This window comes from Vibrio sp. J2-4 (assembly GCF_021728155.1).
Classification (GTDB): domain Bacteria; phylum Pseudomonadota; class Gammaproteobacteria; order Enterobacterales; family Vibrionaceae; genus Vibrio; species Vibrio diabolicus.
In genome coordinates, this window is record NZ_JAKKCN010000002.1 from 126,976 (window position 1) to 149,421 (window position 22,446).

Annotated in this window: 18 protein-coding genes; 11 read left to right on the forward strand and 7 right to left on the reverse strand. The window is 45.8% G+C overall.

From position 1 onward, the window contains the following. The first annotated feature begins 2 nt into the window (after nucleotides 1–2). The 3 genes from L3V32_RS06010 (at nucleotide 3) to L3V32_RS06020 (ending at nucleotide 2,748) form a co-directional block, all read left to right on the forward strand. Nucleotides 3–920 (forward strand): ABC transporter ATP-binding protein, encoded by a 918-nt coding sequence (locus tag L3V32_RS06010; RefSeq protein WP_005396713.1) that lies wholly within the window; start codon nucleotides 3–5, stop codon nucleotides 918–920. Further along, the gene (locus tag L3V32_RS06015; RefSeq protein ID WP_005396714.1) at nucleotides 921–1,691 is read left to right on the forward strand and encodes an ABC transporter permease; all 771 of its coding nucleotides are present in this window, start codon (nucleotides 921–923) and stop codon (nucleotides 1,689–1,691) included. It begins immediately after the preceding gene. Nucleotides 1,692–1,818: 127 nt separating this feature from the next. Continuing rightward, nucleotides 1,819–2,748, forward strand: a complete 930-nt coding sequence (locus tag L3V32_RS06020; protein ID WP_237283976.1) for a Kdo(2)-lipid IV(A) acyltransferase — start codon at nucleotides 1,819–1,821, stop codon at nucleotides 2,746–2,748. A 55-nt stretch (nucleotides 2,749–2,803) separates the two neighbouring features. Here the strand turns inward: L3V32_RS06020 and panC are convergent, their stop codons facing one another. The 7 genes from panC to sfsA all read right to left on the reverse strand — a co-directional run bounded on the left by panC (nucleotide 2,804) and on the right by sfsA (nucleotide 8,750). Continuing rightward, nucleotides 2,804–3,709 (reverse strand): pantoate--beta-alanine ligase, encoded by a 906-nt coding sequence (gene panC, locus L3V32_RS06025; RefSeq protein WP_193447920.1) that lies wholly within the window; start codon nucleotides 3,707–3,709, stop codon nucleotides 2,804–2,806. A gap of 11 nt (nucleotides 3,710–3,720) precedes the next feature. Beyond that, nucleotides 3,721–4,515, reverse strand: coding sequence for a 3-methyl-2-oxobutanoate hydroxymethyltransferase (gene panB, locus L3V32_RS06030; protein ID WP_005396718.1), 795 nt, complete (start codon nucleotides 4,513–4,515; stop codon nucleotides 3,721–3,723). Nucleotides 4,516–4,539: 24 nt separating this feature from the next. Then, entirely contained in the window at nucleotides 4,540–5,025 is a 486-nt protein-coding gene (gene folK / locus L3V32_RS06035) for a 2-amino-4-hydroxy-6-hydroxymethyldihydropteridine diphosphokinase (protein WP_237283977.1), read from the reverse strand. Next, nucleotides 5,022–6,389: a polynucleotide adenylyltransferase PcnB gene (gene pcnB, locus L3V32_RS06040; protein WP_046875073.1), complete on the reverse strand. Its 1,368-nt coding sequence runs from the start codon at nucleotides 6,387–6,389 to the stop codon at nucleotides 5,022–5,024. The genes folK and pcnB overlap by 4 nt, the downstream gene beginning before the upstream one ends. Before the next feature lie 101 nt (nucleotides 6,390–6,490). After that, a complete protein-coding gene (gene gluQRS, locus L3V32_RS06045; protein ID WP_237283978.1) occupies nucleotides 6,491–7,354 on the reverse strand; it encodes a tRNA glutamyl-Q(34) synthetase GluQRS in 864 nt (287 codons plus the stop codon). A gap of 96 nt (nucleotides 7,355–7,450) precedes the next feature. Beyond that, entirely contained in the window at nucleotides 7,451–7,897 is a 447-nt protein-coding gene (dksA, locus tag L3V32_RS06050) for an RNA polymerase-binding protein DksA (RefSeq protein ID WP_005386584.1), read from the reverse strand. A 136-nt stretch (nucleotides 7,898–8,033) separates the two neighbouring features. Then, nucleotides 8,034–8,750, reverse strand: a complete 717-nt coding sequence (gene sfsA / locus L3V32_RS06055; RefSeq protein WP_114323612.1) for a DNA/RNA nuclease SfsA — start codon at nucleotides 8,748–8,750, stop codon at nucleotides 8,034–8,036. Nucleotides 8,751–8,816: 66 nt separating this feature from the next. Between sfsA and hrpB the strand changes: the two genes are divergently transcribed. The 8 genes from hrpB to L3V32_RS06095 all read left to right on the forward strand — a co-directional run bounded on the left by hrpB (nucleotide 8,817) and on the right by L3V32_RS06095 (nucleotide 22,387). Further along, nucleotides 8,817–11,285 carry an ATP-dependent helicase HrpB gene (hrpB, locus tag L3V32_RS06060; RefSeq protein WP_237283979.1) on the forward strand — a complete coding sequence of 823 codons (2,469 nt, stop codon included), beginning with the start codon at nucleotides 8,817–8,819 and terminating at the stop codon, nucleotides 11,283–11,285. Then, nucleotides 11,278–13,650, forward strand: a complete 2,373-nt coding sequence (gene mrcB, locus L3V32_RS06065; protein ID WP_104970932.1) for a penicillin-binding protein 1B — start codon at nucleotides 11,278–11,280, stop codon at nucleotides 13,648–13,650. Before hrpB ends, mrcB begins: the two co-directional genes overlap by 8 nt. Nucleotides 13,651–13,772: 122 nt before the next feature. After that, on the forward strand, nucleotides 13,773–16,103 hold the full coding sequence (locus L3V32_RS06070) for a patatin-like phospholipase family protein (RefSeq protein WP_237283980.1): 2,331 nt from the start codon (nucleotides 13,773–13,775) through the stop codon (nucleotides 16,101–16,103). 268 nt (nucleotides 16,104–16,371) lie between these two features. Continuing rightward, the gene (gene acnB, locus L3V32_RS06075; RefSeq protein WP_047008968.1) at nucleotides 16,372–18,969 is read left to right on the forward strand and encodes a bifunctional aconitate hydratase 2/2-methylisocitrate dehydratase; all 2,598 of its coding nucleotides are present in this window, start codon (nucleotides 16,372–16,374) and stop codon (nucleotides 18,967–18,969) included. A gap of 99 nt (nucleotides 18,970–19,068) precedes the next feature. Further along, nucleotides 19,069–19,437: a YacL family protein gene (locus L3V32_RS06080; protein ID WP_012841428.1), complete on the forward strand. Its 369-nt coding sequence runs from the start codon at nucleotides 19,069–19,071 to the stop codon at nucleotides 19,435–19,437. A 188-nt stretch (nucleotides 19,438–19,625) separates the two neighbouring features. After that, complete coding sequence (locus L3V32_RS06085) at nucleotides 19,626–19,964, forward strand: P-II family nitrogen regulator (RefSeq protein ID WP_005396729.1); 339 nt, start codon at nucleotides 19,626–19,628, stop codon at nucleotides 19,962–19,964. Between the two features lie 27 nt (nucleotides 19,965–19,991). After that, nucleotides 19,992–21,221: an ammonium transporter gene (locus tag L3V32_RS06090; RefSeq protein ID WP_046875065.1), complete on the forward strand. Its 1,230-nt coding sequence runs from the start codon at nucleotides 19,992–19,994 to the stop codon at nucleotides 21,219–21,221. Between the two features lie 152 nt (nucleotides 21,222–21,373). Next, nucleotides 21,374–22,387, forward strand: a complete 1,014-nt coding sequence (locus L3V32_RS06095) for a Fe(3+) ABC transporter substrate-binding protein (RefSeq protein ID WP_005386566.1) — start codon at nucleotides 21,374–21,376, stop codon at nucleotides 22,385–22,387. Nucleotides 22,388–22,446: the final 59 nt, after the last annotated feature.

Consider the following 22,446-nt stretch of genomic DNA (forward strand, 5'->3'; position numbering starts at 1 on the left):
TTATGTACGCATTAGAAATTGAACAGTTGCGCAAGACGTATGCAGGTGGCTTTGAGGCGTTAAAAGGTATTAGTCTCCAAGTGAAAAAGGGTGACTTCTACGCGCTTCTAGGTCCCAATGGTGCAGGAAAATCGACCACGATCGGCATCATCTCTTCCTTAGTGAACAAAACTTCTGGGACGACGAAAGTTTTCGGTTATGACATTGATACCGACCTTGAGTTGGCCAAACAGAATTTAGGCTTGGTGCCACAAGAGTTCAACTTCAATCAGTTTGAAACTGTTGAACAAATCGTGATGCAGCAAGCGGGCTATTACGGTGTGTCTAAAGTATTAGCCAAAGAACGAGCTGAAAAGTACCTGAAAAAACTCGATTTATGGGAAAAACGTAAAGAGCGTGCCCGTAATTTATCTGGCGGGATGAAGCGCCGTTTGATGATCGCCCGAGCTTTGATGCACGAGCCGCAGTTGCTCATTTTGGATGAGCCAACGGCTGGGGTGGACATTGAACTACGCCGCTCAATGTGGGAATTTCTGAAAGAGATCAACCAAGAGCAAGGGATTACGATTATTTTGACGACGCACTACCTAGAAGAAGCGGAGATGCTGTGTCGAAATATCGGCATTATTAACCGAGGTGAGTTGATCGAAAACACCACCATGAAGGCGTTGCTAGGTAAGTTAAGCGTCGAGACATTTATCCTAGACATTGAATCTGAAGGCGAGGTGCCTGAGCTTGAAGGCGTCAATCGACAAAGTATTGTTGATGGCTCTTTAGAGATAGAGCTAGATAAAAGCCAAGGATTGAATTCAGTGTTCAGTCAGTTAACAGAGCATGGTATTAAAGTTCTTTCAATGCGTAACAAAGCCAACCGACTGGAAGAGTTGTTTGTCAGCATTGTAAGAGAAGGGAGTAAGTAAATGTACGGTTTATATTGGACGGCATTTCGTAGCTTGCTGAGCAAAGAGATCACCCGTTTTACGCGTATTTGGGTGCAAACTTTAGTTCCGCCTGCAATCACAATGACACTGTATTTCATCATTTTCGGTAATCTTATTGGCTCTCGAATCGGTGAGATGAGCGGCTTTAGCTACATGGAGTACATAGTTCCAGGTTTGATCATGATGTCGGTGATCACCAATTCATACTCGAATGTGGCGTCTTCGTTCTTTAGTGCAAAACTACAGAAGAACATTGAAGAGCTGCTGGTGGCACCAGTGCCAAATTACGTGATCATTGCTGGATACGTAATGGGCGGTGTGACTCGAGGTTTGTTAGTAGGCGCTATTGTTACCTGTGTGTCTCTATTGTTTGTGGATCTGCAAGTTGAACACTGGGGCATTATTGTTGCGACCGTCTTCATGACATCCGTTGTATTTGCTCTAGGCGGGTTGATCAATGCGGTCTATGCAAAAACGTTTGATGATATTTCGATCATTCCTACATTTGTGTTGACCCCGTTAACCTACTTGGGTGGTGTTTTTTATTCCATCAGCTTACTGCCTGAATTTTGGCAAGGTGTCTCTAAGATTAACCCAATCGTCTACATGGTGAATGCGTTCCGTTATGGTTTTTTAGGCGTATCGGATGTGGGTATTGTCACCTCATTCAGTGTGCTTGCGGTGTTTGTGATAGCGCTGTATGCCGTTGCTCATTACTTAGTAACGAAAGGTATTGGGCTAAGAAGCTAAGACTCTCCCACACAACAAAGAGCAGCGAATCATGCTGCTCTTTGGCATGCATAACAATACATACCCATACAATTTTTCAGTTTTTATCATGATAGGTTTCAATCATTTGTAATAAATGAGTAATCCTATGAATATTGTCCCGCCGCCGCCTTTCTCCTATCAGTTACTTAAGCCCAAATATTGGTCTGTATGGCTGGCATTTGGATCTTTAGCGATTCTTGTTAATGTACTGCCATACATAGTATTGCGAATCTTAGGTAGAAGCATCGGCTGTGTTGCGATGCATGTAATGAAGCGTCGACACAAGATCGCTCTGCGTAATCTCCAGCTGTGTTTCCCTGATTTTACGGATTGGCAATGTAAGGACGTAGTACGAAAAAACTTTCAATATACGGGAATGGCGATCATCGAAACGGGGATCGCCTGGTTTTGGCCAGATTGGCGGATACGTCGGATAACCTCTATTGTTGGGAAAGATCGTTTACTCGCTGAGGAAAAGAATGGGCGTGGTGTGTTGGTGGTGTGCAGTCACCATTTAAACTTGGAGATAACCGCTCGTATTTTTAGCCAGTTTGCCAAAGGTTATGGCGTTTATCGCCCAAATTCGAATCCTGCTTATGAGTTTATTCAACATCGAGGTCGAACTCGTTTGGGGCATCAAATGATTGATCGAAAAGACGTGAAATCAATGCTCAAAGTACTGAAAAATGGTCATCGACTGTGGTATTTGCCCGACCATGATTATGGCGTCAGCCATTCTGTTTTTGCGCCGTTCTTTGCTGTTGAACAAGCCGCGAGTATCGTGGGCTCTAGTGTGCTTATAGACGCAACAAAGTGTGCGGTCATATCTGGCGTCACAGTGAGCAAGAATCACCATTACACGTTGTATATTGGAAAAGATATCAGTGAGCGTTTCGAGAGGCGTAATGCGATTAAAGCGGCAAGTATCTTGAATCAAGAACTCGAGAAAATGATAAAACGTGATATTCCAGCGTGGATGTGGCTGCACAAGCGCTTTAAAACACGTCCTGAAGGATTAGATTGCGTCTATACGTAGAAAATAAAAAAGGTCGACTAAGAGTCGACCTTTTTACGTCTTGATGGCTCAGAGCTTACTCTGCGCTCTCTGAGTTTGTATTACTAGACTCTGCTTCTTCCTTCGCTTCGACAACCATATCTACCGTTTGGTTATCGATAAGACGCGCTTTGCCTAAGAACGCAGACATCAGAATGACGGCTTGTGTCGTTTCTGGCGTGATCACTTGTAAAGTACGAGCATCACGAATGAAGATCTCATCAGGGTGCAAACCTGCAGCTCGAAGTTGGTCGCTCGCATCTTCGATGATCGATGCGTAGTCATCACGGCCACCGCGAATGGCACTGCTGATCCAACGCATTGTACGAGCAAGCACTGGCGCACGTTGACGTTCGTCCAGCGTAAGCAAGCCATTGCGTGAGCTCATTGCTAAACCGTCCATTTCACGTACGGTCGGTACACCAATGATTTCAATGTCCATCGCAAGATCGACAACCATCTTGCGGATAACAGCAAGTTGTTGAAAATCTTTCTCACCAAAACAGGCCACATCTGGCTGAACGATGTTAAATAGCTTGTTTACGATGGTTGTGACGCCACGGAAATGACCAGGGCGTGAAGCCCCTTCTAAAATAGTCGATAGACCCGGAACATCAACAAACGTTTGTTTATCAAGCCCTTCAGGATAGATAACTTCTGGTGTCGGCGTAAATACCACATCGACCCCTTCAGAGGTTAACTTGCTTAAGTCTTCCTCTAGCGTACGCGGGTAATTATTTAAATCGTCTGCACGATCAAACTGCATCGGATTAACAAAGATGCTTACGACAACGATATCAGCGTGTTCGCGTGCTTTACGCACTAAAGTTAAGTGACCTTCGTGAAGGTTGCCCATGGTTGGGACAAACGCAATTTTACGACCTTCACGTTTAAAGGCTTTAAGGTGTTCACGAACTGCTGAGATTTCCGCAAAAGTTTGCATGCATTTATCCTCTAGGCAATGGTATGAGCGTCGTCTGGGAATACACCGTTGGCTACATCTTCAATGTATTTAGCAACGGCTTTGCGCATATCACCTGTTTCAGCAAGAAAGTTTTTGGAGAATTTCGGCATGTAGTTGGCAGAGATACCGAACATATCATGCATCACGAGTATTTGACCATCTGTCACGTTACCAGCCCCAATACCGATAACAGGGACGTCGAGCACTTGCGTAATACGCTCAGCAAGCTCAGCAGGCACGCACTCTAGTAAGACGATTTGAGCGCCTGCTTCTTGCAGTGCTAAGGCATCTTTCACCATGCGGTCCGCTTTTTCTTGATCGCGACCTTGGACTTTGTAACCACCAAAAATATTCACGGCTTGAGGAGTTAAACCAAGGTGAGCACAAACTGGAACCGAGCGTTCAGTGAGCATTTTTACAGTGTCGACTAGCCAGTCACCACCTTCAATTTTCACCATATTGGCACCCGCACGCATCAGTGTAGCCGCATTTTCGCAAGCTTGCTCTGGCGTGGTGTAGCTCATGAATGGCATGTCAGCCATCAACAAACAATTTGGGCTACCTGCGCGTACGCAACGAGTATGGTAAGCGATATCATCGACCGTTACTGGTAGAGTATCGTTGTGACCTTGCAAAACCATACCTAGAGAATCACCAACAAGAAGTACTGGCATTTCTTGGCTTTCAAACAGTTGGGCAAAGCTCGCATCATAAGCGGTTGAAGTAGCAAATTTACGACCTTCTTGCTTCCACTTGATCAGGTCGTTGATGGTCATTTTTTTCATGGTTTTATCCTTACTAGGAGTTGGCTATGACTGCCAGATACTGAGGCCGTTTCTATCTACTTGTTCCAGTAGTTCAGAGACCTCGGTCCCATCGGGGAGTTGTAAACTTGGTGCAATTTCCGCAAGAGGGTAGAGTACGAATTCACGCTCTTTCATTCCATAATGAGGAACGATCAGCCTCTCGGAATTAATCACCTCATTGCCATAAAGAACAATGTCGAGGTCCAAGGTTCTTGGTCCCCAACGTTCGTCTTTACGGACACGCCCTTGTTCTTGCTCAATGGCTTGTGTGCAATCGAGCAGCTCAAGAGGCGTCAAACTGGTGTTAATTGACACAACCGCATTGATGTAATCCGGTTGGTTTTGTGGTCCCATTGGCGTGCTGCTGTATAGCGAAGAAGCCTGAACAAATTCTGATTCAGGCAGCGTTTTTAACGCTTCAATCGCTTGCTTCGCTTGGCTGACAGGATCAGCCAAGTTACTGCCTACCGCAATGTACGCTGTGATCATGACTTAGGCTTACTCTTTTTCTTGCGATAGGTTTTACGGCGGCGCTGACCACTCTTCGGTGATTGACCGTCTAGGTCGGCAGCCATTGCTTGACGCATTTCTCGGCCTGCATTTTGGAAAGTTTCCCACCACTTGGCAAGCTTCTGAGTGTCACCACCTTCAATTTCACCGCGCATTTCAAGAAAATCAAAGCCAGCTCTAAATTTATTGAGCTCCATCAGGCGGAATGCACGTTTACCGTTACGTCGAGGAAGGCGCAGCTGCAGCTGCCAAATCTCGCGAATGGTTGCTGTGTGGCGTCTTGGAATGGCAATTGTACGAACTTGTTCATCAAGAATGATGTTACTCGCTTCCATAATAGCGTCGTAATGGCCTAGGTTGCGCTCTTCCATCAGTTCATCGGCTTTCGCACACAGTGGGTACCACAGCATTGCAGCAAACATAAATGCTGGATTGATGCGTTTCCCATCTTCGATGCGCATGTCGGTAGAATCTAGGACAAGATCCAACATTTGCTCAGTGTGAGAGGAGTAATCTTCTGTAAAGTGCGCTGCAATCGTCGGGAAGAGCTGTTGGAATAGGTTGTACTCACGCAGTAGGTGGTAGGTTTCTAAGCCGTGACCGGATTGCAATAACTTGAGTGACTCTTCAAAAAGACGCGCTGACGGAATGTCACCGAGCAACGGTGCCATGTGTTCGATTGGCGCCGCGGTGTCTTCTTCAATATCAAAGTCCAGTTTTACCGCGAAGCGAACTGCACGCAACATACGTACTGGATCTTCACGGTAGCGTGTTTCTGGATCGCCAATCAGTCGAATGAGGCGATCTTCTAAATCCTCAATACCACGTGCGTAGTCGTGAATCGAGTAATCCGCGATGTTGTAGTACATCGAGTTAATCGTGAAATCACGGCGCTCAGCATCTTCATCGATGGTGCCGTAGACATTGTCCCGCAGCAGCATTCCTTCTTTCGATTGCTGAGAGATGCTCTTATTCTTTTGCTCTTGGTGGTGACCGCGGAATGTCGCTACTTCAATGATATCTCGGCCAAACATAATGTGAGCCAAGCGGAAGCGGCGACCAATCAAACGGCAGTTACGAAATAGCTGTTTGATCTGTTCCGGCGTTGCGTTGGTCGCAATGTCAAAATCTTTTGGTTTCTGTCCAAGCAGTAAGTCTCGAACCCCGCCACCCACAAGAAAAGCATCGAAACCAGCACCATTTAGGCGGTACAGTACCTTCAGTGCATTATCACTGATCTGCTTACGCGAAATGTTGTGCTCTTCACGAGTTATTACATTGAGAGCGAGCTCTGGAATAGTGGCAGGTTCGCTTGGTGTATAGTCGTTTGTATTCATGTGCATCTGGCAATAACTGGGTTTAGTCCAATCTTGCTTTGGTTAGTTTTTGCGCCTCTAGGGCCTAATTTGCGGCTAATGATAGCCTACACAATGCCATTTGAGAATCACGCTGTGATCTCGATCTCTGTTGGAAGCTGTTCCAAGCGCCAGTTTTCGCAGCCCCAACGAAGAATCTCTTCTATGTTGGCCGCTTTTATGGCTTCAGGTATCTCGAAGCCCAAAAATGTCATGGCGCGTAATAGAGTAGGCTTTGGTGTTTCTATATCAATAGCCGTCGCGTGATTTTGTTTCGACAGTTTATTGCCGTTGTTGTCCATCGCCAATGGTAAATGCAAGTAGCTGACTTCAGGCTGCCCAAGTATCTGGTACAGACTGATTTGACGCCCTGTTGGCTCGATTAAGTCTGCACCACGCACGATTTCTGTGACGCCTTGGTTGATGTCGTCCAATACTACCGCAAGATTATAAGCAAATAATCCATCTCGACGTTTAATAATGAAATCTTCATTAACGAGTTGCTCTGGAATCTTAATTGTTCCACGCTTCTGATCGAAGAAATGAGCGACAGGCTTGGTCATTTTTAGGCGAATCGCGCCGTCTTTCAAGTTTTTATCGCGGCAAGTGCCAGGATAAAACCCGCCATGCTCTTTAATTTGCTTTCGAGTACATTGGCAATAATAGGCCTCACCATTTTCGAGCCATGTATTTATTTGAGCTTGGTAAAGGTCATGACGTTCACTCTGGTATACCACCTCTCCATCCCAATGCAGCTGATAGGCTTTGAGCGCATCTAGGATAAGTTGCGCCGCACCTGGCATTTCTCTTGGTGGGTCCAAGTCCTCAATACGTACTAACCAGGTTCCGTTGTGTGCTTTCGCTTGAAAATAGCTGCCAAGAGCGGCAATCAGTGAACCAAAATGTAAAGGACCAGAAGGAGATGGGGCGAATCGACCTACATAGCGTGTCATGCGTGTATCTCGAATTTAGTAAACAAATGGGATGCAAAGGTAGTCAAAACAAAAAGGGAGCCTGAGCTCCCTTCAATAATCATAATGCTTGGTTGATTAACCTTGCATTTGCTTCTCTTTGATTTCTGCAAGTGTTTTACAGTCAATACATAGGTCAGCGGTTGGACGTGCTTCAAGACGGCGAACGCCAATCTCTACGCCACAAGACTCACAGAAGCCAAAATCGTCTTCTTTGATTTTATCCAAAGTCTTTTCAATCTTCTTGATCAAACGGCGTTCGCGGTCGCGGTTACGCAGTTCTAGGCTGAACTCTTCCTCTTGAGAGGCGCGGTCAACTGGATCTGGGAAGTTTGCTGCTTCGTCCTGCATGTGGTGAACGGTACGATCCACTTCAGCTCTCAGCTGGTCGCGCCAAGCTGTTAAGATTTTCGTAAAGTGTTCAACCTGCTCTGGTGACATGTACTCTTCACCAGGTTTTTCCTGATATGGCTCCACGCCGGCAATGGCTAGGATGCCTATCGTTTTCTTCTTTGATTCTGGCATACAGCATCTCCTACTTACACCTAGTCAACTGCTACGCAGTCAATTTAAGGCGGGTATCTATAGCAAAAAGAGGCGGTGCAAGCAAATACTGAATCGCAAAGTTATCGTCAATGTGAAGACGACATCATTTTTTCTCTTAATTGATAAAATCAATAGCGGAAATCAGCTTCATTCCAGTATCGCTCAGTTCAGCTTTGTAGCAGAGAACTTCCACTCCAGCGTCTTGTGCTTGTTTGAGTAATAGTGAATATTTCGCGTCTATATGGTGCGCCGCGGATACTTTTTCAATACCTGAATGTAAAACAGTGAATAAAAGTATGGCTCTACTTCCATTTTGTGCCATTTCTGTGAGCTCTCTCAGGTGCTTTTGTCCCCGAGTCGTGACCGCATCTGGGAAGTATCCTTGTCCAATAGAGTCGGTCTCATCAAGAAGAGTGACGCTTTTCACTTCTATATAGCACTTTGGCTTGTTGTCTGCGCTGAGCAAGATATCAATTCGGCTATTTTCATTACCGTATTTCACCTCAGTTTGAAGTGTGTCATAACCACAAAGCTCTGAAATGACATTATTTTCAATAGCCTCAACGGCTAATTGGTTGGCGCGCGCGGTATTGATACAAATACGGTGGCCTTGTTCGGTTTCACTCAACTCCCAACTATTGGGGTATTTTCGTTTCGGGTTGTCGGAAGTGGAAAACCAAACTTTGTTTCCGGGTGTCGCACAACCTGTCATAGCGCCAGTGTTTGCGCAGTGGATAGTACGAATTTCACCGGTATCGAGTTCGATATCGGCAAGAAAGCGTTTATAGCGTTTGAGTAGAGTGGCGGACTCTAAAGCGGGTGTGAAATGCATTTGCTTATTTAGACAAAAATTTTTTTATGTACAATGTTGCCACCATTACACCATAAGGTATTTCCTTTGTCACAATTGCCGATTGAAGCCGTGATGCCTGAGTTGCTGACGGCGGTCAAAAATCAACATCAAGTGATCTTAAAAGCGGCGCCTGGTGCCGGTAAGTCGACCTACTTCCCTTTACAGCTCCTCTTAAACCATTCGGTTGTTGGAAAAATCATCATGCTCGAACCAAGACGACTCGCGGCGCGTAACATTGCCCGTTATCTTGCTGAGCAATTGGGAGAGCAAGTAGGGCAACGCGTGGGTTATCGAGTTCGTGGCGAGGCAAAGGTAAGTTCTGCAACGCAGCTGGAGATCGTAACCGAAGGGATCATGACTCGGATGATCCAAACTGACCCTGAACTGGATGGTGTTGAACTGCTGATCTTTGATGAGTTTCATGAACGCAGCATTCATGCCGATACCGCTTTGGCATTCAGTTTAGAAGTTCAAGAGGCATTGCGAGACGATCTCAAGCTGGTGGTAATGTCGGCAACGCTTGATCAACAAGCCTTACAGTCGTTGTTGCCGGAAGCCAGTTACATTGAATCAGAAGGACGCAGTTTCGACGTAGACATGCGTTACCAACCGTTAGGTGTGAATGATCATTTACCTAGGAGTATGGCAAAAACAATAGAAAGTCTTATGAACAAAGAGTCCGGCTCTTTGTTGGCTTTCCTACCGGGCGTTGGGGCCATTAAACAAGTCGAAGAACGTTTATCTCATTTGGCGGATGATATTGAAGTGTGTCCGCTTTATGGGCAACAGAGCTTTACTGAGCAACAAAAAGCCATCACGCCGGCAGAACACGGCAAGCGTAAAGTCGTACTCGCGACCAACATTGCAGAAACTTCACTGACGATTGAAGGCATTCGCCTTGTGGTTGATTCTGGGTTAGAGCGTATTGCCCGGTTTGATTTGAAAAACGGTTTAACACGCTTAGAGCAAACACGCATTGCACAGTCTTCAGCGATTCAGCGTGCAGGACGAGCGGGACGAATAGAAGAGGGCATTTGCGTTCGCCTCTATTCTGAAAGTCAGTTCAAGCAGCAACCTCTGGTTCCCCAGCCCGAAATTTTGCATTCCGATTTGGCTAGTTTAGTTATGGAGCTCGCATTTTGGGGAGCGAGTGATATCAACGATCTCAAGTGGCTTGATGTTCCCGCTAATGCGTCATTGGAACAAGCGAAGCAGCTATTGGTGTCATTGGGACTACTGACGGAAAAAGGGCAATTAACGTCCGAAGGAAAACAGGCGCATGAACTAGGCGTTGAGCCTCGTGCGGCTGCGATGCTAATTAAAGCGCAATCTTACAGTGATAAGATGTTAAATGCTGCTTTGGCGGCGGTCGCACTGATTGAAGAGCCAGAAAGAAACGTCACCAATATCGCTCATAGTTTGCATCGTTGGCTTGTTGGTACTCATCCAAAAAAGTCGATGTTGTTCAAGCGTGCTCAATCTCTGGCGTACAAATTAGATACGGTATTTGACCTGAAAGGCGTGGATGAAGAGGCATTACCGCTGGTGTTAAGTTTGGCATTTCCAGATCGCATTGCGCAGCAGCGCACAAATCAATTTGGGCGATTTACTTTGGCTAATGGTCATGGTGCAGAATGTCGTCAGGAAGACATGCTAGGTGGCTGTGAGTATTTGGTTGCCGTTGACTTAATGCGTTCTCATTCTAACTCCAGTCAAATTCATTCGGCATGTGAATTGGATGTCAATATATTGCGAGCGACCTTTGAAGCGCTATTTTCGTCTGAAGAAGTTGTAGACTGGGATGAAAAAAGAGGGCGTCTAATGGCTGAGAGACAAACAAAACTCGGTCAGCTGGTGGTTGAACGCGAGCCGTTGCCAAGCCCTGGCAAAGAAAAAATGACACAAGCTTTACTCACGTATGTCCGCCGCCAGGGCTTACAGAGTCTAAACTGGACACCGGCAGCGGAGAGCTTGTTGGCTCGGATTCGTTGTGCGGTGGAATGGTTACCCGAGCAATCATGGCCAATGTTTGATGAAGCCAGTTTGTTGGATTCATTAGAAGAGTGGTTAGAGCCGTACATGACGTCCGTCAGTTCGGTTAACGATTTGAGCAAGATAAACTTGGTCGAAGCGCTGAACGCTCGATTAGGTTGGCCACTCAATCAACAGCTGGATGAATGGTTACCAGAGCATTACCAACTGCCGACAGGTTCAAAGAAGCGTATCCGTTACCAGTATGGCCATGAGCCGAAACTATCGGTGCGTATGCAAGAGGTATTTGGTGAGAGTGGCTCTCCTACGGTAGCACTTGGTCGTAAGCGTTTGGTGCTTGAACTGCTTTCGCCGGCACAACGTCCGCTGCAAGTGACGTCTGACTTGGCGGCTTTCTGGAACGGAAGCTATAAAGACGTTCAAAAAGAGATGAAAGGGCGCTACCCAAAACACGTTTGGCCAGATGACCCTGCCAATCATGTAGCAACTACGAAAACAAAAAGACAATTGAATAATGACTAACAGCAAGAAGCCTAGCGCGAAAAAAGCGCCAGCGAAGAAAAGTACAACCAATAAAGGAACGACAAAACAGACTCGACGCACACCGAGTAAAAAGCCGGCTAACGAGAAACGTTCGTGGCTGAAAGTTTTGTGGTCATTTAGCTGGAAAGCCGGTGTTGCGCTTGCCGCTGTTTTGCTGTTTGTGGGTATTTATTTAGATAGTGTTGTGAAAGAGCGCTTTGAAGGCCAGCTGTTTGAACTGCCAACGGTGGTTTATGCTCGCATCTTGAACTTAAATCCGGGTGAAAATATCACCATTCAAGAACTTCGTAACGAGCTGGATGTACTGAATTACCGTAAGGTAAGTCAGCCTCGCTACCCTGGTGAGTACTCTTCTTCTTCCACTCGGATTGAATTGATTCGCCGTCCATTCGAATTTGCCGATGGTCCTGAACCGGATCGTCACGTGATGCTCCATTTTTCAGATTCTGGCTTACAGCGTATTCAGTCTTTAGAGTCCCGAGGCGATCTTGGTTACTTACGCTTAGAACCGAAGATGTTGGGGATGCTGGAGAAAGATCAAGATGAGCAGCGTCTGTTCTTGCGTCGTGATCAGTTCCCAGAAATTTTAGTTGATGCACTGCTTGCGACCGAAGACCGGGATTTTTATCAACACGATGGGGTGTCTCCACTCGCGATTGCACGAGCAATGGTTGCAAACATTAAAGCGGGTCGTACTGTTCAAGGTGGTAGTACGCTAACTCAGCAGTTGGCGAAAAACCTGTTTTTGACCCGTGATAAAACGCTGTGGCGCAAAGTTAGAGAAGCGTATATCGCGTTAATTTTGGATTACCGTTACAGCAAAGATCGTATTTTGGAAGCCTACCTTAACGAAGTGTACTTGGGGCAAAGCGGTGGTGAAGCGATCCACGGGTTTGGCTTGGCATCGCGTTATTACTTTGGACAACCGATCCAAGAGCTGCGAATCGATCAGTTGGCAATGTTAGTTGGGATGGTAAAAGGACCATCTTACTACAATCCAATTCGTTACCCTGAGCGCACGAAAGAGCGCCGCGATCTTGTATTACGTTTGTTGATGCAGCAAAACATGCTGACATCTGAGCAGTATGAGCAAGCCGTCAGTCGTTCGCTTGATACGCAGAGCAAACCACGTATTGCGAGCCGTCAGCCCGCTTATTTCCAACAATTGAGCATTGAATTGAAAGAAAAAGTGGGGGAGCGATTTAAAGCGGAAACCGGGCTGCGCGTGTTTACGTCTCTGGATCCGGTATCGCAAAGCAAAATGGAGCAAGCCATCGCGAAAAAGATCCCGGAGCTAGCTAAACGAGGCGGTAAAGAATTAGAAGCCGCTGCAGTCGCGGTTGATCGTCATAGTGGTGAAATCCGTGCCATGGTTGGCGGTAAACGTGTTGGTTATGAAGGTTTTAACCGCGCGCTCAATGCCAGTCGTCCAATTGGTTCTCTAGTTAAACCAGCGATTTACTTGACGGCTTTAGAACAACCGGAAAAATATAACCTAGGCACGACGCTGCACGACACGCCGCTAAGCCTGAAAAGCAGTAAAGGTAATGTATGGACACCGCGTAACTACGACCGAAAATACCGTGGTGATGTGCCACTCTACATTGCTTTAGCGAAGTCACTCAACGTGCCAACTGTGCGCTTAGGCATGGCGCTTGGTATCCCAGAAGTATCCAATACTTTAGAACGTTTGGGCGTCAACAAAGACGAAATCCGCCCAGTGCCTTCGATGTTTTTGGGCTCGTTTTCTTTGACGCCGTTTGAAGTCGCGCAGATGTATCAGACACTGACGAACTCAGGCAAACGTGCGAAACTGACCGCTCTGCGTTCAGTGATGGATATGGAAGGTAATGTGCTTTATCAATCCTTGCCTCGTTCATCAAGAGCCGTGGATGAGCAAGCAGCATGGCTAACGACCTACGCGATGAAACAGGGGGTTGCTCAAGGTACAGGCCGCTTCTTACAAAGCCAGTTTGGTTGGGCTGCACTGGCAGGAAAAACGGGTACCAGTAACGATAACCGCGATAGCTGGTTTGTCGGTGTTGATGGCCGTGAAGTGACGACAATTTGGCTAGGCCGCGACGATAACAAACCGGTTCATCTAACGGGATCGAGCGGTGCATTACGAGTGTACGCAGAGTATTTGAAGCAACGCATTCCTGAGCGTTTAGAGCTTCCATGGCCAAGAGAGATCACCACGTTAGGATTTAAGCCGACATCAGATGGTGGTTTAGAAATGAACTGTCGTAGTGATTATAAACTGCCAGTTTGGGATAAAACGGGTCAAATAAAGCAGCAGTGTGAGAAGAAATCAAACTGGCTTAACAGCTTATTTGATTGGTAGCATCGCCAAATCAACAACATTAGCTTGTCTCTCTGGTCAATTCTTAGTACATATTAGGGCGTGTTAGTACGGTGCTGCTAGCACGCCCTACTTGATAAGAAATTCAACAAAGGAAGAAGTGAATGTTCAAAAAGCTGTTATCAAGCCCGTCGACTCGCCATTTCGCGCTTTGGGTTAGTGCCTTTTTGATCACCACTCCTTCAGTTTCCCTCGCAAACTCTCTAGCAAAAACGGATGACGTGGAGCCTCGTCCAAAGGTGGCAGTTGTGCTCGCTGGTGGCGGAGCAAAAGGCGCTGCGCATATCGGCGTCCTTAAAGCGTTAGAAGAGATGCAGATCCCGGTCGATATTGTAACGGGCACTAGTATGGGCGCTTATGTTGGTGGTCTCTATGCCACGGGGATGAGCGCTGATGAAATTGAAAGTTTTATCTACACCGTGGATTGGAGCAGTGGCTATCGAGATCGTGTCGACCGCAGTCAACGCCGAGTTCGTGATAAAGAGTATGAAGACCGCTATCAAACTAACACTGACCTCGGCTTAAGATTTGGTGAGGTGCGTGCCCCAACTGGTGTGGTGCAAGGCCAGAACATGTTGCGCGTATTGCGTGAGACTACGGGGAACTTAGGGCGATTCGATTCTTTTGATGATCTTGCCATTCCTTACCGCTCTGTGGCGACAGATATTCTTGCGCTAGAGGAAGTGGTTCTTGGCAATGGCTACCTTGTGGACGCCATGATGGCCAGTATGTCTGTACCAGGAGCGCTTCCTCCCTATAAGCTCAATGGCCATATGCTTGTCGATGGTGGCGTCGTTAATAACATGCCTGTCGATGTGGCTCGCGCCATGGGGGCAGATGTTGTTATTGCTGTCGATATTAGCACCGACTACAAAACCGAAGATGAATTTACCGGGCTGTTTACTGTCGCGGACCAACTCTCTAACTATCTCGTTCGTCGTAGTACACAACAGCAAGTGGACGAGCTTGAACCTCAAGATATTTATATCCGTCCCAATGTGGGCACCATGGAAACCGTCGAGTTCGACAAAATGCCTTGGGCTTTTCAAGCGGGTTACGATATTACCAAGCAGTTAAAAGACAAGCTGAAAGGGTTGCGCTTGTCCAACGCGGACTATCAAAAATACATCGATCGCAAACAAGAAGTTCGTAAAACTTTGATTTATGGCGATCAGCGTGTGGTTGATGACATTGTGATTGTAAATAACACGCACTACAGCGATGTGCTATTGACGAATCGTATTGAACTAGAAACCGGACGTCGTATTTCAACGGCCGAAATTGAGAAAGCCGTTGAAAACCTCTACGCGTTAGATCGGTTCGAGCTCATCACTTATCACTTTGAAGAGGTGGATGGTGAGACATTGTTGGTTTTTGATGTTAACGAGAAGTCGTGGGGGCCTAATTATCTCAACTTCCGATTTTTTCTTGAAGATGACTTCGATACAGATAGCCAGTACGGCATAGGAATATCGACCAACTTTACCAATTTAAACTCTCATGGCGCGGAGTTGGCGTTCAACGTAGAAATGGGCACGGATAAGCTGATTGAAGCTGAGTTGTATTCCCCTGTTTTATCTAGCCAAGAACTTTTTGTATCGGGGCGAATTTCCTATGGTAGTGAGAGCCGAAACTTACCTTTAACAGAGCCTCAAGCACCAGATTTAGAGTCAGTAAATGACTTTTTTCCGGTCACTTACGATGATTTTACAACAGAGTTAGCGATAGGTATCCAACCCACATTGTGGCAAGAACTTCGATTTGGCGCTCGCTACTCAACCGGAGATATTGAGCTTTCTACTTTGGCTTCTGCTGGTAAATTGGATTTTGAACGTCGTGGCCTGTTTGCCAACTATCGCCTAGATACACTTGATGATTTCGCATTTCCGACTCGTGGACTTTTAGTCGATCTCGAATATTTAGTGTCTCATGATCAAAGTCCTCAAGGCGTTAGCCTTTTAGAGACTGACAAAATTATTGAAGATACCGTGTATGAAATCTCTGCACGATTTAAAGGTGCAGTGAGTCATCAGCGTCATACTTTAGTCGGACATGCTGAATATAGTTTTGTAGAGAGTAAAAACTCATCTTTACCGCTTGATCCCAGAGAGTTGGGCGGCTTTTTAAGCCTATCGGGAATCCCAAGAAATAGCCTGATCGGACAGAACTTATTTTTCAGCAGTTTGGTGTACCGATATAAGTGGTTTGATAATGATTTCGGACTGTTTGAAGCTCCAGTCTACCTGGGCGCATCGGTCGAATATGGGGGTGTTTGGTCTGATAATGATCTGAAACTAAACGAAGCGCCGCTTTACAATGCAGGCTCCATCTTCTTCGGTGTTGACTCACCAATAGGACCAATAATGTTGGCATACGGTCGTACCGAGCAAGATTTGGATGCTGTGTATTTGATCGTAGGAACATCGTTTAATTAATCGGGTATGAGAAAGCAAAAACTTGGCATATTTGGTCAAAATTAGCAGAACTTTAGTCGTAAGTTGCTATGTTGGTCAAAATGATAAGATTTTAATTTAAGGTTAAATTTGCTATTATTTTGCCCACAGTTTGGCCTCTACGGCGCTGTTTCTCAATCATAATTGAATGAAAACAAGGGCAATGGAGAGCCAAGTTTCCAAGGATGTTCACTCCTTTACTTTAACAATAGTAATAATAGAGGAGGAACCGCAATGAGAGGAAAAAGTCGTGCTTGAAGCCTACCGTAAACACGTCGAAGAGCGTGCTGCTGAAGGAGTTGTTCCTAAACCGCTAGACGCAGAACAAGTTGCTGGACTTGTAGAACTTCTGAAAAATCCCCCACAAGGTGAAGAAGAAGTCATTCTTGACCTACTTGAAAACCGTATCCCTCCAGGTGTTGATGAAGCTGCTTATGTAAAAGCGGGTTTCCTAACGGCAGTAGCAAAAGGTGAAGTTAAATCACCATTAGTGAGTCGTGAAAAAGCGGCTGAACTGCTAGGCACTATGCAAGGTGGTTACAACATCGAACCGCTAGTTGAGCTATTGGATGATGAAGCACTGGCAGAGATTGCTGTAGAAGCACTGTCTCATACACTTCTGATGTTTGATGCTTTCTATGATGTAGAAGAGAAAGCAAAAGCAGGCAATGCGCATGCACAGAAAGTACTTCAGTCATGGGCTGATGCTGAGTGGTTCCTTTCTAAGCCTAAGCTTGAAGAAAAAGTCACTCTAACTGTATTTAAAGTAACAGGTGAAACGAACACGGATGACCTTTCACCTGCACCTGATGCTTGGTCTCGTCCTGATATCCCAGTGCACGCACTTGCGATGCTGAAGAACGAGCGTGAAGGCATCAATCCTGATCAACCGGGCAATATTGGTCCGATCAAGCAAATTGAAGAATTGAAAGAAAAAGGTCACCAATTGGTTTACGTTGGTGATGTTGTTGGTACTGGTTCTTCACGTAAATCTGCAACCAACTCAGTACTTTGGTTCATGGGAGATGATATCCCTTACGTTCCAAACAAACGTGCTGGTGGTTACGTGCTTGGTGGTAAAATTGCACCTATCTTCTTCAACACAATGGAAGATGCGGGCGCACTACCAATCGAAGTCGACGTGACTAAGCTCAACATGGGCGATGTTATCGATGTTTACCCATATGAAGGTAAAGTTTGTAATCACGAAACAGGTGAAGTTTTAGCTGAGTTCTCGCTGAAAACGGAAGTACTGATTGATGAAGTTCGTGCTGGCGGTCGTATCCCATTGATCATCGGTCGTGGTTTGACAGACAAAGCGCGTCAATCGCTAGGTCTTGAGCCTTCGGATGTATTCCGTAAACCTGGTGAAATTGCAGATTCTGGCAAGGGTTACACGCTTGCACAGAAAATGGTTGGTAAAGCGTGTGGCGTAGAAGGCATTCGCCCTGGTACCTACTGTGAGCCGAAGATGACGACAGTAGGCTCGCAAGATACTACCGGCCCTATGACTCGTGATGAACTTAAAGACTTGGCGTGTTTGGGCTTCTCTGCTGACCTTGTCATGCAGTCTTTCTGTCACACCTCTGCGTACCCAAAACCAGTAGACGTAAACACGCACCACACACTTCCGGACTTTATCATGAACCGCGGTGGCGTATCTCTTCGCCCGGGTGACGGTATTATCCACTCATGGCTAAACCGTATGCTACTGCCGGATACAGTCGGTACGGGTGGTGACTCACATACTCGTTTCCCGCTAGGTATTTCATTCCCAGCCGGCTCGGGCTTGGTTGCCTTTGCAGCTGCGACAGGCGTTATGCCACTAGATATGCCTGAGTCAATCTTGGTTCGCTTTAAAGGTGAAATGCAACCGGGTATCACACTGCGTGACCTTGTTCATGCCATCCCTTACTACGCGATTCAGCAAGGTCTACTAACAGTAGAGAAAGCGGGCAAGATCAACGAATTCTCTGGTCGTATCCTTGAGATTGAAGGCCTAGAAACGCTAACTGTTGAGCAAGCATTTGAGCTGTCTGATGCATCTGCAGAGCGTTCGGCGGCAGGTTGTACTGTGAAACTGTCGCAAGAGTCGATCGAAGAGTACCTAAACTCTAACATCGTAATGCTGAAGTGGATGATCTCTGAAGGTTACGGTGACCGCCGTACTATCGAACGACGTATTACAGCGATGGAAGAGTGGCTGGCAAATCCTGAGCTGATGCAAGCGGATAAAGATGCTGAATACGCACATGTGATTGAAATCGATATGGCTGAAATCAACGAGCCAGTACTATGTGCACCGAATGATCCGGATGACGCTCGCTTGTTGTCTGAAGTACAAGGCACAGCGATTGATGAAGTGTTCATCGGTTCTTGTATGACGAACATCGGTCACTTCCGCGCTGCCGGTAAGCTGCTAGATAAGTTCAACGGACAGCTTGCAACTCGTTTATGGATCGCTCCGCCAACGAAGATGGACAAGGATCAGCTAACGGAAGAGGGTTATTACGGTATCTTTGGCCGTGCTGGGGTTCGAATTGAAACACCAGGATGTTCACTATGTATGGGTAACCAAGCGCGTGTTGCAGACAAATCAACAGTGATGTCGACCTCAACGCGTAACTTCCCGAACCGTCTAGGTACTGGTGCGAATGTTTACCTGTCGTCTGCGGAACTAGCTGCCGTAGGTGCAATCCTTGGTAAGATTCCAACCAAAGAAGAGTACTTGGAGTATGCGAAGCAAATTGATGCAACCGCTACAGATACTTACCGCTACTTGAACTTCCATAAAATGGATCAGTACACCAAGAAAGCGGATGAAGTGATCTTCCAAGAGCCTGCATAAGCTTAACTGCACAATTAAAAAGCACCTCAAACGAGGTGCTTTTTTTATGGGTGCAATTCGCTATACTCCGCACCAAATTGATACGAAAAGGCAATCTCGATGGAATTTGAATTCATCCGTAACACTTTAATGGGCGAGTACTACGTAAAATGCAGCATGGGGCATGAGATTGTTGGGCGCTGGCTGCAAGAAGAAATTGGCAAAGATCCTATGAAGATTGCTCAGGTTGAAAAGCTAATTGAGCAGTCATTTTCAGCGCCTTCTCAAGAGCATAACCTAACAGGTACAGAAATTAGCTTGATGATTCAGGGCGATGAAGTCCTAGTGCAAGAAAACGCATTGGCCCATGACCATGATGTTGAGATGGAAAGTGAATTCGATTTCTACAATGCAGAAAGTACAGCAAGCTGTGGAATAGAGGACTTCATGATTCTTATCGAGCGATGGAAAGACTTTTTGAACATTTAGTGCACAGTTTTGGGTAACTTTCCTTCTGTTGCTTTAAATTTGTGAAAAGGGCGCACCGATATGGTGCGCCCTTTTTGTTTATAGATATGTAAATTGACGTTAGTTTTTATTATTCAATGACTTAAAAACTTGGCACGTAGATTGGATTATTAGAAGTGTTTCAGGATGAAAGCTTCGGAGAGAATTGAATGAAAATAATCAATGCCATTATTAAGCCGTTTAAATTAGACGATGTGCGAGAAGCATTGGCTAACGTCGGTATCGAAGGGATGACAGTATCAGAAGTTAAAGGGTTTGGTCGTCAAAAAGGCCACACGGAACTGTATCGCGGCGCTGAGTATCAGGTCGATTTCCTACCAAAAGTGAAAATTGAAATCGCTACTCACGCGGATAATGTTGAGCGAGTGGTTGAAGCGATTACAAAAGCTGCGCAAACAGGAAAGATTGGTGACGGTAAAATTTTTGTCTACGACCTGAACCAAGCGGTGCGTATCCGAACGGGCGAAATGGACGCAGAAGCACTTTAAGAATTCAAGGGATTGGAGAAACTTATTATGGAATTAACAACAACAGTAACCGAGTTACGTTACGCACTTGACACCTTTTTCTTCCTCATTTCCGGTGCGTTGGTAATGTGGATGGCAGCTGGTTTTGCGATGCTAGAGGCTGGTCTTGTGCGCTCTAAGAACACAACAGAAATTCTTACGAAGAACATCTGTTTGTACGCAATTGCATGTACGATGTTTCTGATCGTTGGTTACAACATCATGTATGTCGACAACGGAGAAGGAGGCTGGTTACCTTCATTTGGTGCGTTGATTGGTACCCAAGGAGAAGGGGCTGATCACTCTCTAGAATCTGACTTCTTCTTCCAAGTCGTCTTCGTTGCAACGGCAATGTCCGTCGTTTCTGGTGCGGTGGCTGAACGTATGAAGCTTTGGTCTTTCTTGGTTTTCTCTGCAATTTTGACCGCATTTATCTACCCAATGGAAGGTTATTGGACATGGGGCGGTGGCTTCCTAGCAGAAGCTGGATTTAGCGACTTTGCAGGTTCAGGTATCGTACATATGGCTGGTGCTTCTGCAGCTCTTGCTGGTGTATTGCTTCTTGGTGCTCGCAAAGGTAAATATGGCAAAAACGGTGAAATCTACCCGATTCCAGGTTCAAACATGCCTTTGGCAACACTAGGTACTTTCATCCTTTGGTTTGGTTGGTTTGGGTTTAACGGTGGTTCTCAGTTGATGGTTTCAGACTTTGAGAACGCAACAGCGGTAGGTCAGATCTTCTTAAACACCAACGCAGCTGCTGCTGCAGGTGCTATTGCGGCGCTATTTGTATGTAAAACAACTTGGGGCAAAGCGGACTTAACGATGATTCTCAATGGTGCGCTAGCTGGCTTGGTTGCCATCACTGCAGATCCTCTATCACCATCGCCATTATATGCGGTTGCTATCGGTGCAGTATCTGGTGCGCTAGTCGTATTCAGCATCATTGGCCTAGATAAACTGAAAATTGATGACCCAGTCGGTGCGATTTCAGTGCACGGTGTTTGTGGCTTCTTTGGTTTGATGGTCGTACCACTAAGTAACGGCGATGCTACATTCGGTGCACAGCTTTTAGGTGCTGTCGTTATCTTTGCTTGGGTATTTGGTGCTAGCCTAGTGGTGTGGGCTATCTTGAAAGCAACCGTTGGAATTCGCGTCACGGAAGATGAAGAAATGGAAGGTATGGACATGCATGATTGTGGCGTCGGTGCGTACCCAGAATTTGTCACTGTGAAGTAATCAATAGCCTGTAATAAATAGTTACACTCTCAACATATAAAAACCTGCTCCGATGAGCAGGTTTTTTAATATTTGTCATTGTCTTCTTATTGAACATACATATAATAACGCAACTGATAAACGTTATCATTAGCATGGTAAAGGATTAAACAATGAAAAAACTGCTAACTCTTTCAGCATTAACTTGCGCAACCTTAGCTCCAACAGCAATGGCTGCTGAAGAAGTGAACGTCTACTCTTACCGTCAACCTTTCCTAGTTGAACCTATGTTCAACGAGTTCACTAAAGAAACTGGCATCAAAGTAAACGTAAAATTTGCTAAAAAAGGCTTAGCAGAAAAGCTAGCTCAAGAAGGCGAGTACAGCCCAGCTGACGTTATCCTTACGACAGACATCAGTCGTCTAGCTGAACTGACAAACAAAGGTTTAGTTCAGAAAGTAGATAGCAAAATCATTGAAGAAAACGTACCAGCTCAATACCAAGATAAAGAGAATGAGTGGTTTGCTCTAACTCTACGCTCACGTAGTGTTTACTCTTCACGTGATCGCGTAGGTAAACTAGGCGCAGATTTCAACTATGCAGATCTGGCTAAGCCAGAGTTCAAAGGTAAAATTTGTACTCGTAGCGGTAAGCACCCGTACAACGTTTCTCTAGTTTCAGCAATGATTGCTCACAATGGCGAAGCAGAAACCAAAGAGTGGTTGGAAGGCGTGAAAGCAAACCTTGCTCGCAAACCACAAGGCAACGATCGTGCACAAGTTAAAGCGATCAAAGAAGGTCTATGTGATGTTTCTCTAGGTAACAGCTACTACCTAGGTAAAATGGTTAATGACAAAGAGCAAAAAGCTTGGGCAGATGCAGTTTACATCAACTTCCCTAACCAAGAGACTACAGGCACTCACGTAAACATCTCTGGTATGGCGATGGCGAAGTACTCTCCAAACAAAGACAATGCTGTGAAGCTAATGGAATTCCTAACGGGTGACAAAGCGCAGCAGATGTACGCAGAAGTTAACTACGAGTACCCTGTTAAAGAAGGCGTGAAGCGTTCTGAACTTGTGGAATCTTGGGGTGACTTTAAAGCAGACAAGCTTTCTCTAGACGATATTGCAGCCAACCACGAAGCGGCAATTAAGCTATTAGACGAAGTGAAATTTGACCTTTAATTCCTTGTGGGGGTATAACAGTACCCCCATTTGATTAAAGGATATGAGATGTATTTGCA

What these genes read in the sequence shown, in the direction of transcription:
- L3V32_RS06010 (WP_005396713.1), top strand. Translation starts at nt 3, where the DNA reads ATGTACGCATTAGAAATTGAACAGTTGCGCAAGACGTATGCAGGTGGC.
- L3V32_RS06015 (WP_005396714.1), top strand. Translation starts at nt 921, where the DNA reads ATGTACGGTTTATATTGGACGGCATTTCGTAGCTTGCTGAGCAAAGAG.
- L3V32_RS06020 (WP_237283976.1), top strand. Translation starts at nt 1,819, where the DNA reads ATGAATATTGTCCCGCCGCCGCCTTTCTCCTATCAGTTACTTAAGCCC.
- panC (WP_193447920.1), bottom strand. Translation starts at nt 3,709, where the DNA reads ATGCAAACTTTTGCGGAAATCTCAGCAGTTCGTGAACACCTTAAAGCC.
- panB (WP_005396718.1), bottom strand. Translation starts at nt 4,515, where the DNA reads ATGAAAAAAATGACCATCAACGACCTGATCAAGTGGAAGCAAGAAGGT.
- folK (WP_237283977.1), bottom strand. Translation starts at nt 5,025, where the DNA reads ATGATCACAGCGTACATTGCGGTAGGCAGTAACTTGGCTGATCCTGTC.
- pcnB (WP_046875073.1), bottom strand. Translation starts at nt 6,389, where the DNA reads ATGCACATGAATACAAACGACTATACACCAAGCGAACCTGCCACTATT.
- gluQRS (WP_237283978.1), bottom strand. Translation starts at nt 7,354, where the DNA reads ATGACACGCTATGTAGGTCGATTCGCCCCATCTCCTTCTGGTCCTTTA.
- dksA (WP_005386584.1), bottom strand. Translation starts at nt 7,897, where the DNA reads ATGCCAGAATCAAAGAAGAAAACGATAGGCATCCTAGCCATTGCCGGC.
- sfsA (WP_114323612.1), bottom strand. Translation starts at nt 8,750, where the DNA reads ATGCATTTCACACCCGCTTTAGAGTCCGCCACTCTACTCAAACGCTAT.
- mrcB (WP_104970932.1), top strand. Translation starts at nt 11,278, where the DNA reads ATGACTAACAGCAAGAAGCCTAGCGCGAAAAAAGCGCCAGCGAAGAAA.
- L3V32_RS06070 (WP_237283980.1), top strand. Translation starts at nt 13,773, where the DNA reads ATGTTCAAAAAGCTGTTATCAAGCCCGTCGACTCGCCATTTCGCGCTT.
- L3V32_RS06080 (WP_012841428.1), top strand. Translation starts at nt 19,069, where the DNA reads ATGGAATTTGAATTCATCCGTAACACTTTAATGGGCGAGTACTACGTA.
- L3V32_RS06085 (WP_005396729.1), top strand. Translation starts at nt 19,626, where the DNA reads ATGAAAATAATCAATGCCATTATTAAGCCGTTTAAATTAGACGATGTG.
- L3V32_RS06090 (WP_046875065.1), top strand. Translation starts at nt 19,992, where the DNA reads ATGGAATTAACAACAACAGTAACCGAGTTACGTTACGCACTTGACACC.
- L3V32_RS06095 (WP_005386566.1), top strand. Translation starts at nt 21,374, where the DNA reads ATGAAAAAACTGCTAACTCTTTCAGCATTAACTTGCGCAACCTTAGCT.